At 40.4% G+C, this 12,245-nt stretch carries 13 protein-coding genes; 3 read left to right on the forward strand and 10 right to left on the reverse strand.

Annotated features, from left to right (window positions below; translation table 11 throughout):
• Window positions 1-7: 7 nt before the first annotated feature.
• Both KHB02_RS01175 and KHB02_RS01180 read right to left on the reverse strand, forming a co-directional pair.
• Window positions 8-727 carry a phosphoadenylyl-sulfate reductase gene (locus KHB02_RS01175; protein ID WP_378581378.1) on the reverse strand — a complete coding sequence of 240 codons (720 nt, stop codon included), beginning with the start codon at window positions 725-727 and terminating at the stop codon, window positions 8-10.
• A 75-nt stretch (window positions 728-802) separates the two neighbouring features.
• A complete protein-coding gene (locus KHB02_RS01180) occupies window positions 803-913 on the reverse strand; it encodes a YezD family protein (RefSeq protein ID WP_378581377.1) in 111 nt (36 codons plus the stop codon).
• 378 nt (window positions 914-1,291) lie between these two features.
• Here KHB02_RS01180 and KHB02_RS01185 point away from each other — a divergent pair, with 378 nt between their 5' ends.
• Complete coding sequence (locus tag KHB02_RS01185) at window positions 1,292-2,161, forward strand: cation diffusion facilitator family transporter (RefSeq protein WP_213140521.1); 870 nt, start codon at window positions 1,292-1,294, stop codon at window positions 2,159-2,161.
• Between the two features lie 72 nt (window positions 2,162-2,233).
• Entirely contained in the window at window positions 2,234-3,091 is an 858-nt protein-coding gene (locus KHB02_RS01190; RefSeq protein ID WP_213140522.1) for an MBL fold metallo-hydrolase, read from the forward strand.
• 191 nt (window positions 3,092-3,282) lie between these two features.
• On the opposite strand, the gene htpG is transcribed toward KHB02_RS01190, so the two are convergent.
• Entirely contained in the window at window positions 3,283-5,163 is a 1,881-nt protein-coding gene (gene htpG, locus KHB02_RS01195) for a molecular chaperone HtpG (protein ID WP_213140523.1), read from the reverse strand.
• A 167-nt stretch (window positions 5,164-5,330) separates the two neighbouring features.
• Entirely contained in the window at window positions 5,331-6,803 is a 1,473-nt protein-coding gene (locus KHB02_RS01200) for a PAS domain S-box protein (RefSeq protein ID WP_241113663.1), read from the reverse strand.
• Window positions 6,804-7,152: 349 nt separating this feature from the next.
• On the opposite strand from KHB02_RS01200, the gene KHB02_RS01205 reads away from it, so the two are divergent.
• A complete protein-coding gene (locus KHB02_RS01205) occupies window positions 7,153-7,770 on the forward strand; it encodes a YitT family protein (RefSeq protein WP_213140525.1) in 618 nt (205 codons plus the stop codon).
• A 48-nt stretch (window positions 7,771-7,818) separates the two neighbouring features.
• On the opposite strand, the gene KHB02_RS01210 is transcribed toward KHB02_RS01205, so the two are convergent.
• The 6 genes from KHB02_RS01210 to KHB02_RS01235 are packed head-to-tail and all read right to left on the reverse strand — an operon-like array spanning window position 7,819 to window position 12,209.
• Complete coding sequence (locus KHB02_RS01210) at window positions 7,819-8,373, reverse strand: hypothetical protein (protein WP_241113647.1); 555 nt, start codon at window positions 8,371-8,373, stop codon at window positions 7,819-7,821.
• 32 nt (window positions 8,374-8,405) lie between these two features.
• Window positions 8,406-9,005 carry an adenylyl-sulfate kinase gene (cysC, locus tag KHB02_RS01215; protein WP_213140526.1) on the reverse strand — a complete coding sequence of 200 codons (600 nt, stop codon included), beginning with the start codon at window positions 9,003-9,005 and terminating at the stop codon, window positions 8,406-8,408.
• Window positions 8,992-10,161 carry a sulfate adenylyltransferase gene (gene sat / locus KHB02_RS01220; RefSeq protein WP_213140527.1) on the reverse strand — a complete coding sequence of 390 codons (1,170 nt, stop codon included), beginning with the start codon at window positions 10,159-10,161 and terminating at the stop codon, window positions 8,992-8,994. Before sat ends, cysC begins: the two co-directional genes overlap by 14 nt.
• A 29-nt stretch (window positions 10,162-10,190) precedes the next feature.
• On the reverse strand, window positions 10,191-10,904 hold the full coding sequence (locus KHB02_RS01225; RefSeq protein ID WP_213140528.1) for a phosphoadenylyl-sulfate reductase: 714 nt from the start codon (window positions 10,902-10,904) through the stop codon (window positions 10,191-10,193).
• 19 nt (window positions 10,905-10,923) lie between these two features.
• A complete protein-coding gene (locus KHB02_RS01230) occupies window positions 10,924-11,457 on the reverse strand; it encodes a histidine phosphatase family protein (protein ID WP_213140529.1) in 534 nt (177 codons plus the stop codon).
• Window positions 11,442-12,209, reverse strand: coding sequence for a phosphosulfolactate synthase (locus KHB02_RS01235; RefSeq protein WP_213140530.1), 768 nt, complete (start codon window positions 12,207-12,209; stop codon window positions 11,442-11,444). The genes KHB02_RS01230 and KHB02_RS01235 overlap by 16 nt, the downstream gene beginning before the upstream one ends.
• Window positions 12,210-12,245 lie beyond the last annotated feature (36 nt).

Here is a 12,245-nt window from a genome sequence, read left to right on the forward strand (position 1 = left end):
CGCCCCCTTACGATGAGTGTAATCCACACTCGGTTTTACTGCTGCCGGTCCAGCGTCCGGCACGGGAATCGCCGTCACCGGCAACTGCTTGCGTACAAGGGAAGCAGCCGATGCTTGGATAGTTGCGGTCATGCAACTCGTTATATGGAAGGTCTTTTTCCCGAATATAGGACCACACCTCATCCCATGTCCAATGAATCAGAGGGCATATTTTAATATTTTTAAATTTTTCATCTTTGTTAACAAACTCAGTATCTTTCCTTGTCGGTGACTGTTCTCTGCGAAGACCTGAAATCCAAGCATCTCTTGCTGTAAGAGTTTCCCTAAGAGGAATGACTTTTCGGATTTGGCAGCATTGGTTAGGGTCGCGTTTCCATAACGCTGTCCCATATTGCGCAGCCTGTTCATCAAGAGTTAATGCAGGTTTCTTCTGCTCGATTTTCAATGATGGAAAACGTTCTTCGATCCTTTTGATAACATCGTAGGTTTCTAGAAAGTGAAGATCTGTATCCAAGAAAACGATGTGCGCATCAGGTTTCACCTGAGCAATCAAGTCAATCAACACAATCGCTTCGGCCCCAAAGCTCGAAGCATAAACAATTTTATTATCAGCGTAATTCTGATAAGCCCATTCCAATACTGCTTTAGCACCTTTCGTTTCATCTTGAATCGAAAAAGAATCAGAAATGGAATTCCAATTTTCATATGTCACTGCGTTTGTCATCATGCAAGCCTCCTTATTCCTTTAAAAAAAAGGCAGCCTTCAACCATTAATGGTGAAGACCGCCTCTAGTTTGTCTAGTCAGCGTGTTTTATTCGATTGAAGACGAACCTTTTCGTTTTTCTCAATTTGCACAACCTTACCGTCCTGAACAACCAGTGTAATCGATCCGAATTTGATTGATTCGAGCATCGGCCTAAGGTGTGCCGCAATTTCTTGCCATTCATCTGGTGTTTTCATCCGATTCGCCACCTTTTCCTAAAAAACTCCTCCTATTCCAGGAAAGGCATTTTACTGTTTCAATTTCTCAAAATTAATCCCACTAGACCAATAGGAATTTACATATATAGTTGATGAAATTAATCCTACTAGACACATAGGGATTTGTCAATATAAATGATGAAAATATTTTAACTATTTTTTGATTAAAGCAGATGTCTATTTTGCCCGTACTAAACTTTTTTTCCTGATATAAGAATTTTAAGTCAGGACTAAAAAGGTTTCTCTAGACCCACATAATAATAGATTGCTAAGATAATGAAGGGAATGAAAAGCTAAGGGGCAATACATATGGAAAATGAAAAGTATTTAGCACTAAAAAAAGGAGAACAAGCCGCATATATCAGTATTTTGGCATACATTTTTCTATCCATTTTAAAACTGGCAGTTGGCTATGCATCCGACTCCGAGGCACTAAAAGCCGATGGGTTAAACAACAGTACAGATGTAATCGCATCTATTGTTGTATTAATTGGGCTAAAACTTTCACAAAAGCCTGCAGATAAGGACCATCCTTATGGTCATTGGAAAGCGGAAACTGTTGCCTCCATGGTTTCTTCTTTTATCATGATGGCCGTGGGTATTGAGGTGCTATATGATGCGGTTACCACCATCATCAATGGAAAGAGTGAGTCTCCAGACCCCCTTTCTGCCGTAACCGGAATTTTTTGTGGCGCAGTCATGTATGCTGTCTATCATCATAACCATAAGCTTGCCGCAAAAATTAACAGCCAGGCGGTAATGGCTGCCGCGAAAGACAATCTCTCTGATGCCTGGGTGAGCATCGGAACTGCTGCAGGGATTATTGGCGCTCAATTCAATCTGCCATGGCTGGATCCAATTACAGCAGTAATCGTAGGACTTCTTATCTGTAATACGGCATGGGATATTTTTCGCAATGCCTCCCACAGCTTAACCGATGGTTTTGATGTGAAGGAGATGTATTCTTTTAAAAATACAATTGAAGGGATTACTGGGGTTAAAGGAATAAAGGACATCAAAGCACGGAATTATGGCAACAGCGCTGTCGTTGATGTGGTAATCCTTGTGAATTCCAATCTAAATATTCGTGAGGCACATGATGTTGCCACAAAAGTGGAAAATGCCCTAATCAAGGAACACGATGTGTTTGATGTTAATGTCCATGTGGAGCCTAACTAAGCTGTTTTTGAATAATCGTTTTAAACTGCGGAAAACTATCCCTAATTAGGAAATTGATAAGGGGATCGTTTAATGGAAAAAGAAATGTCATATGGTAGTGATTATAAAATTATTCCGGCCACTTCTATTGGCAGCGGGGTCGGGATTCAGGTTTTGCCGGATTTATTTTCTTATACCATCCAAATCGTCAATATTTGTTTTGTCGGTAACCCTGATAACGGCGAGTTTGTTTTAGTAGATGCTGGTATGACAGGGTCTGCAGACGAAATTATCGAAGCAGCAGAGGAACGGTTTGGCGAGGGGTGCCGCCCGATAGCGATTATTTTAACGCACGGTCATTTTGACCATGTTGGAGCAATAATCGAACTGGTGAATCATTGGCAGGTACCCGTATATGCTCATGAAATTGAATTGCCTTATTTGGTCGGGCAAAAGAGCTACCCTGAGCCAGACCCCAGTGTGGAAGGCGGGATGGTGGCAAAGATGTCACCGCTGTTTCCGAATGAGCCGATTAACCTCGGTAACCATGTAGAAAAACTTCCTCCTGATGGGAGCGTTCCACATCTGCCTGGTTTTCGCTGGATCCACACCCCAGGCCACACACCTGGACATGTTTCCTTTTTTAGAGATGAAGACCGTGCGTTGATTGCAGGAGATGCATTCATCAATGTGAAACAGGATTCTTTATATAAGGTCATAACCCAGGAGGAGGAAGTAAATGGTCCTCCTAGATACTTCACAACGGATTGGAGGGCCGCTTGGGACTCGGTTAAAAAGCTGGCTGAACTAAATCCTTCGACCGCGATAACAGGGCATGGTGCTCCGCTGGCAGGCGAGGCATTAACCAGCGGACTTGAGCGACTGGTAAATAATTTTGATAGCTTAGCGATTCCGGATTACGGTAAATATGTGGATGGGAATATTCATTAAGCTTGTATATGTTGAGGTTCTATAGACACTTTCCGGTTTTTCTGTGGAAATATTTGGGTTTAGAGGGTGATTAAGGACATTTTCATCTGTTTTTCGCCTCGTTTTGTCCTTGATCCCGCCTCTACTCTAAAAATGAAGAAAAATAAAAAGGATTGCCGCATCACGTATCACGGCAATCCTTTTTTCAACCATTACACCATTATTTTGCAAATATTATTCGTAAATTCAACCGGATCATCAATCGGCAGGCCTTCAATTAGTAGTGCCTGATTATACAATAGGTGCGTATACAATTTCAGCTTATCTTTGTCTCCGGCAAATGATTCTTTTAAGGATGCAAAAACCTCGTGATTTGCATTGATTTCTAGTACCTTCTCAGCTTTAATTCCCTGGTTATTCGGCATGGCGTTTAGAATTTTTTCCATCTCGATCGAGACTTCTCCATCTGTTGATAAGCAAACCGGGTGCGACTTCAGTCGTTTAGAAACACGGACATCCTTCACTTTGCCCGCCAAAGTCTCCTTCATATACTCAAACAGTTCTTTGTTATCCTGCTCTTCCGCTTCCGAATCCTGAGACTTTTCATCTGCCTCAAAGCCTAAATCACCACTAGAAACGGACTTAAACTCTTTATCTTTGTAGCTCATCAGCATTCTAATCGCGAATTCGTCAATTTCATCTGTAAAATACAGAATTTCATAGCCTTTATCTGCAACCAACTCCGTTTGCGGAAGCTTTTCGATCCGCTCATTGGAACCGCCAGTGGCGTAGAAAATATATTTTTGGTCCTCCGGCATTCTAGAAACATATTCATCTAACGTTACGAGCTTCTTCTCTTTTGAGGAATGGAACATCAATAAATCTTGCAATTCTTCTTTATGAGCGCCAAATTCGCTATAGACACCGTACTTTAACTGGCGGCCAAATGCCTGATAAAACTGCTCATATTTTTCCCGTTCATTTTTCAATAAGCTTACCAGCTCACTTTTGATTTTCTTGTTAATATTTTTCGCGATTAGCTTTAATTGACGGTCGTGCTGGAGCAGCTCACGTGAAATATTCAAAGATAAATCTTCTGAGTCGACCATTCCCTTAACGAAGCTGAAATAGTCAGGCAGGAGGTCGGCGCACTTGTTCATAATTAAAACACCGCTCGAATAAAGCTCTAGACCCTTTTCATATTCTGCAGAATAATAGTCAAACGGCATGCTTTCTGGAATATAAAGAATCGCGTTATAACGGACCGCTCCATCCACACTGATATGAATATGCTTCAGCGGTTTGTCAAAGCCGTATCGCTTTTCCGCATAAAAATTTTCATAATCCTCGGCTGTCAGTTCGTTTTTATTTTTTCGCCAAATCGGCACCATGCTGTTGATGGTTTCTTCGACTTGATAATCTTCATACTCCGTTTCGCTGCCCTCTTTAAGACGGCTTTTCGAGACATCCATTTTAATAGGGTAGCGGATAAAGTCAGAGTATTTCTTGATAATTGCTTTTAAACGATATTCCTCTAAATACTCATCATAATTTTCTTCTTCGGTATTATCTTTGATCTTTAAAATAATCTCAGTACCGACTGTTTCTTTTTCGCAAGGAACGATAGTGTAGCCCTCGGCACCCTGTGACTCCCATTTATAGGCTTCGTCGCTTCCTAATGCCTTGCTGATGACAGTTACTACGTCCGCAACCATAAACGCTGAATAAAAACCAACACCAAATTGGCCGATGATATCATAGCCATCCTTCAGTTCATTCTCGCTTTTGAACGCTAAAGATCCGCTCTTGGCAATCGTACCAAGGTTATTTTCCAATTCTTCCTTGGTCATCCCAATCCCAGTATCAATTAATCGTAAAGTTCTATTTTCCTTGTCAGCGATTACCTTTATGTAGTAATTGTCTTTATCGAATGCCAAGGAATCATCTGTTAATGCTTTGTAATAGATTTTATCGATCGCATCACTGGCATTGGAGATTAACTCACGCAGAAAAATTTCGCGATGCGTATAAATCGAATTAATCATCATGTCTAATAAACGTTTCGATTCCGCTTTAAATTGTTTTGTTTCCATACCCAATTCTCCTTCCATTTTTACCCTTTCCATCATAATTGCAGGAAGTCAATAAATCAAATGATTAGCACTCTATCACATTGAGTGCTAACAACTATTTAAATATCATAAAATCCACTTATCGTCAATAAAAAAAAACGGACGGTTTTTCCTCCGTCCGCTACCATTCACTGTATTGGCAGTAATATCTCCATCGTAGTTCCATTTTCATCACTTGAGATATTTATTGTGCCATTGTGATTTTCAATAATTTGCATGCTAATCATCAATCCTAATCCATTTCCATTATCCTTGGTTGTAAAAAATGGCTGGCCGATTCGCTCGAGATGCTCTTTCGGGATCCCGCATCCTTGGTCAATAAACCGAATCTTTATTTGGTTAGAATCTGTACATTGAACCTCTATGATGATTTCTCCGCCCTTAGGCATGGCCTCAACAGAATTTTTGAGGAAATTAATAAACATTTGCTTAAGCTGGTTTTCATCGCAATAAACTTCAGGGATTTCAGTCAGGTAAAGAATATGAATTCCTATATTTCTCATAATTGCCTGTGTATCAGCAAGCGTTTTAACATGTTCTAAAATGGTCGACAAATCACGTTTCTCAAATTTCATAGACTGCGGTTTCGCTAGCAGCAATAATTCACTGAGAATCAGTTCAATGCGGTTCACTTCTGAATTGATAATATCCAAATATCCAGAATTAAATTCACGGCCTGTATCCATTAGTTTAATAAAGCCTTTTATAGCGGTTAATGGATTTCTTATTTCATGGGCGATTCCAGCGGCAAGCTGCCCTGCTACTGTTAACTTTTCAGACTGGAGAAGCAATTTTTGCGTTCTTTTCTTCTCCATTATGTCCCGAATGATAATATGACGTGCAGGTTCGTTTTGAAAAATGGCCGGAATTGCTTTTACTTCGACTTCAATAATCGTGCCATCTAAACGGACCAGCTTTTCCACGATAAAATCAACAGCCTTGCCGTTTTCAACGTTCCTGGCCCGTTGTTTCACAATGTCAGAGTAGGGGCTGTCCAAAAAATCGTATATGCTTTTTCCAATCACTTCATTTTTATCCTTCGCACCAATTAATTCCACGGCCGTATCGTTGGCAAATAGAATTTGCTCATCTTTAACAATCGCAACGGCATCAGGTGAATGCTCAACAATATCCCGATAGGTATTCTCCCGCTGCTGAATATCTTCCATAAGCTTTTTCCGCTTTTGTTTGAGTTCCGTAATATCCTTGGCTACTGCATAAACGCCCACAATTTCACCATCGATGACAATCGGATAGTTTGTCATATTTAAATCTATTAATTTCCCGCTTTTATGAACGATTTGACAATCGAAATTCTGCAATTTGCCATCAATTGCCTTGTAAAAAAATGAAATGGCTCGATCCAGGTGCTCCAATTTCATTACTTTCATATACGTTAATTTTGAAAATTCGTCCGAATTATATCCAAAAATGAGCGCACAAGCAGGGTTTAATGGAATGAAATAACCATCTAAATCCATAGCATAAATGGCATCAGAATCGCATGCGAACAAAGACTGATAACTATTCAGGCTGCCATTTAAATGCTTTTCTAACAGGATCCGCTTTTCCTTTTTAATATCAGTTATAGAACTTTGCATCACGATCAAAAGTTCCTTTCATTATTTATAAAAAAGCCAAATTAGAAATAGTCAAATGATCCTACTTCCAATTTGGCTTGTCAAAGGTCTAGGTGTACTAGTTCATTTTCACTATTTCATATGATAATAGTCCATTAATCTTATTATAATATTAATCTTAATAATTTTGATTTTCAATCCTAATATTGCAATTTAAAACATTGGTAGATTGGGAAAACTTTGTTTTTTCACAAAATATTCCTACATATTCTTTTTTCTTCGCTCATAAAATGGACAAGAAAGGCATGTCCAGGGAGGTAAAACAGTGAATGGTATGAAGAGTATTTTTAGAGATTATTTCTTTTAAATAATGAAAAAAACAGTATTAATTTACCTATGTTTACTTTTTGGTGCAACCTTGCAAGGATTGTCAATGTCCCTGTTTTTATTTCCCCATTCCATCCCTTCCGGCGGTGCGGCAGGACTGGCCATCTTAATGAATTATTGGTTTGGTTTATCGCTTGGCTTCTCCCTATGGCTGGCCAATATTGTCTTCTTACTTTTTGCGCTAAAATATTTTGGCTATACATGGACATTTCGAACCATTCTATCAGTCGCTACAACCTCTACAGTTGTTAGCGTGATTACAACCCAAATACCACATCATCACGTTCATATGGTGTTTGATATGGTTTGCGGCAGCATCTTTTTTGGCATCGGCGTTGGCCTTTTGATTCGTGCAGGGGCATCAAGCGGCGGGATGGTCATTCCTGCGCTAATGATTGCCACCTATAAAAATTGGAGTCCAGGAAAAGTGATGATGGGCATCAATATGATGATATTTTTATTAACCGGGTTGGTGATTGATTATAAAATTGTCGTGTACGCCATTGTTTGTCAATTCTTTTCAACCAATATTATTGATTTCATTTATGAATTAAGATTTAATCGATTACTTTTCCTCTCTGCCAATTGGCGAAGACGATAAAGAGGCTGTCTTGAATTGACAGCCTCTTTTTCATCAATTTCGTTAAATCTAAAAATACCTCGATAAAAATACAAATACTCGCTTACTTAGACACATCCAGATTAAACTGTAGAACAAAGAGAATAGGAAAATTGTTATGGAAGTTTTAAAATTAAGTATAGATGAAACTGCTGGCCCTAAAACAGGAAAACGAAGAACGTAAAGCAAAAACATAATTCCAATTGAGAGACCAAATCCGCCGGCCAAAGTGATAGAAATCCAACTTTTCCACAGCTTGAATGCGATTCCCAAGGAAAGTCCTAATAATCCTGTTGTAAAAGGAAAGACAAACAACTCGCTGGGCTGGATAATAGCCAATAGGAAAACGGTAATAACATAAGACATGAACCCAATCCTCAAAGATAACTTGGAAGCAAGAACAATAGGCAGTGTAGTTAACATACTGAAGGCATAGCCAATTCCCGTAAAAAATCCAGCGGCCTGCAGGATGGCTGCGCTTCCAGCAAGGAGAGATCCTAGTACTAATTTCGTTGTATTGGAGTAATTTTGAGTCGAAATGGATTGGGGATTTTGTCCTGACATATTATTTATTCTCTTTTTCACGGTAGCCCCCAAATAAGGTAAAGGAAGACCTGTTAAAGGATCTTCCTTTCCTTTAAATATTTTAAAATTTCTTTTACCGATTCCTCAATCGACATTCGACCTGTTTCAATAATGATTTCTGGATTGTCAGGAATTTCGTATGGGGAGGAGATTCCGGTAAATTCGGGGATTTCTCCAATTCTCGCCTTCCTGTACAAACCTTTAGGGTCCCGGTCTTCACAGATTTGAATCGGGCAATTCAAGAAAATTTCAATGAACTCCCCGTTTTCAAACATATTACGAACCTGCGCCCGGTCCTCAAGAAAAGGGGAAATAAAGGCAGAAGAAACGATTTGACCACTGTCCACGAATAGTTTTGCCACTTCCCCAATTCGCCGGATATTCTCTTTCCTATCACTAACACCAAAACTTAAATCTTTATTCAAACCATGACGAATATTATCCCCATCTAATACATAACTTCTAAAGCCTGCTTTAAAAAGTGCCTGATCTACAGCATTTGCCAGCGTAGACTTTCCTGAACCTGATAAGCCAGTAAACCAAAGAACGCAGCTTTTATGTCCATTCTCCTGATGCCGGTCTGTTTTTGTGATCGTTGATTGATGCCAGGTAAGATGATTACTTTTCCCCATTTCCTACACCTTCTAGTTTGTAGACTTCCCTCATCCCCTCGATAAGGATTTCAACGACTTCTGGGCGGCTGAATTCCTTTGGAGGCTGCTCGCCATTTTTGAGCATCCCCCTGACTTTAGTACCAGATAAGATGACATGATATTGCCTGTCATGCGGGCAGGTTTTTGCAGAAGCCATGTTCTCGCATTTTTTACAATAAAAGCTATGTTCAAAAAACAGCGGCTTGATGCCAAGCTCCTCTTCGGAAAAATGTGAAAATATTTTTTGGGCATCATAAGTGCCATAGTAGTTTCCTACCCCAGCATGGTCTCTTCCGACAATAAAATGGGTGCAGCCAAAATTTTTCCGGACAAGGGCATGAAAAATCGCTTCCCGCGGTCCGGCGTAACGCATCGCTGCCGGGAAAACGGACAGGAATACCCGGTTCTTTGGATAATAATTTTCAAGTAAGGCTTGATAGCTCTTCATTCTGATTTCGCCCGGGATATCATCTGCTTTTGTCTCACCGACAAGAGGATTAAGGAACAGCCCGTCAACCGTTTCCAGCGCCGACTTTTGAATGTATTCATGAGCCCGGTGTACCGGATTACGCGTTTGGAACCCTACAACTGTTTTCCAGCCTAATTGCTGGAACATTTCCCTTGTTTGTAAGGGGTCCAAATAAAAATCCTCAAACCGGCCTTTTTCGGGCCTTTTTATAAGTGTGATCGGTCCAGCCAGATAAACAGCGGGACGTTCAAAAAGTTTTTTTACACCGGGATGGGCAAGTTCCGTTGTCTTGAATACTTTTTCAGCCTCTATCCGTTTATCTGGTGAAAACTTTTCGGTTACCTTCATGACACCATAAACCTTGTCATTATGAATGAGGTTAATGGTCTCACCGATTGTTAATTCGGCCGCTTTGGTCTGGTGGACTGCCAGAGTAATCGGCAGTGACCACGGCAGTCCCGATACAAGCCTCATATCGTGTACAACCGACTCATAGTCGGCTTTTCCCATGAAGCCTTCAATTGGACTGTAAGCACCGTTAGCGATTAATTCCAAATCGCTTAATTCCAATTTATCGAGGCCAACATAATTGAGAGAATAGTCCACTACATAATCTAGATTGATTCGATTGACTAATTTCCCGCCATGGGGAATACTCTTGTTCAACGGTTTTACCTCCCAAAATTTCTTTATCTCTAAGTTAAATGGAGTCCGCACTCCGTTTTTGATTGTCCTGCCCAGCGACCCGCCCTCTGGTCACCAGAATCACTAACCGGCTGGGTACACGGTGCGCAGCCGATACTTGGATAACCGTTATCATGTAATGGGTTATAAGGCAATTTGTTTAAGTCGATGTAAGTCAATATATCATCCCAAGTCCAATGAATAAGTGGACAAATCTTGATATTTTGGAACTTTTCATCTTTATTGATGTACTGAGTTTTGCTCCTTATAGCCGATTGTTCCCTTCTCAGCCCTGAAATCCATGCCTTTACGCCCTGCAGCGCTTCCTTTAAAGGGGCAACTTTTCTTATCTGGCAGCACAAATTTGGATTATGACGCCAAAGCTCTTCACCGTGCTCCTTTGCCTGTTCCAATAAAGTTAGCTTCGGTTCGATCATTGTGATGTTTAATGATGGGTAGCGGTCTTTCACCTGATGTATTAATTCGTACGTTTCCGCGAAATGAAGGCCCGTATCAAGGAAGATGATTTTTGCCTGTTTGCTAACTTTATGAATTAAATCGATTAACACCATTCCTTCTGCTCCAAAGCTGCAGGCGTAAACAATTTCCTCGCCATCATATTCCTGATATGCCCATTTTAAAATATCGAAATAATCCCTGCTTTTCCCGCTAATTTCTGCTATTTTTTGTTCGTCCCAATTTTCATACGTTAGTATCGAAGCCATTCCCACCCCTCCAAATTGATTATGAATCCATCGTTAACGTTACAAAGGAGTTATTTTCCAATAATACTTTGTTCATCTCATCGATATGACCATGCTTTGAAAAGGAAATCATAGCTCGAATCCAACAGCCGTGGCCAAATACTAACATGTTTTTATATTCCCGATATTTCTCCAAGAACATGGAAATGCGTTTTTCAAGGTTATGAATACTTTCACCTAACACGAGCTTGCTTGGGTTCTCTAACCAGGCTTCTCCGAATGCTTCAACTAGCATTGCCTTTGGCTGGCCTTCAAATGGGCCAAAATCCAATTCATCCAATAAGCATTCAGTTTCCGGCTGAAACCCATAATGCTGTGCTGTTTGTCGCGTTCTTTTTAAACTGCTGGCCAAAACAACTTCAAATGGAGCAAGACCATTCAACATGCCTTTGTTTTCGGCAATACCTTTGCGAAATTCCTCAGTTAACTGAGTAATTCCGATATCCCTTCTCCCTTGAAGCATATTGTTGTTATTCCATTCGGTAGGCAAATGGCGGATTAAGGTAATTTGCATTCCTGTGCCTCCAAATAAAATGTTTCACTTCTCAGACCGCAGCGCTGGGCCTCCAACATTAAAACATCCGAAAGCTTCACATTACCCAAATTTACATTAGGCCCAAGCTCCCTAATAAAGTACATTTGATGCTTTGCTGATGGCGCCTCGAAAATAATCCTATTCGGATCCAAATCTCTGACTAATTCCTGAATCAGGTCAGACTTAATCGTACCGCATGCTTCATAAATGCCGGAAGTCCCGGAATCGCGCCCTTCTGTAATAACGTATTGACAGCCGGCCTCAAGAAATTGCTTGATTTCTGCTCTCCATTCTGAAATGGGCATCTCTTTCTCGGTATCTTTTGAGCCCACCTCGGCAATCACGTTAAAATTATTTTTTAGCATATAAATCAATTCCAGCCTATGGTCAAGTGGAATATCCAAGGTCCCATTTGAAACTTCAACCCATTCAATCCCGAGTTCACATAAATAAGAGAGGTATTCCGGGATTTTGTTTTGGTAATAACATTTTTCAAATAATGTGCCGCCACAATAAGGCTTAATACCGTATTCCTTATACAGGTCCACCTTCTTCTTTAAATTGGGGGTGACATACGCAGAACCAATTCCAATTTTGGCAATGTCAATGATATGGCTGTAATCGGCCAATATATTCCTTAATTCTCCCATTGGAGTTCCAAAGTCGGCGACAGAGGTTAACCCATAAGTTCGACTGCCGGAAGTCCGTTCAGGAAGTGTTAAAAAATCCATAGGCATTACGCCTCCTCTTTTTTTCTAGGATAGATT

Origin of the sequence: Neobacillus citreus (genome assembly GCF_018343545.2) — a bacterium.
In the GTDB taxonomy this organism is placed as follows: Bacteria; Bacillota; Bacilli; order Bacillales; family Cytobacillaceae; genus Neobacillus; species Neobacillus citreus.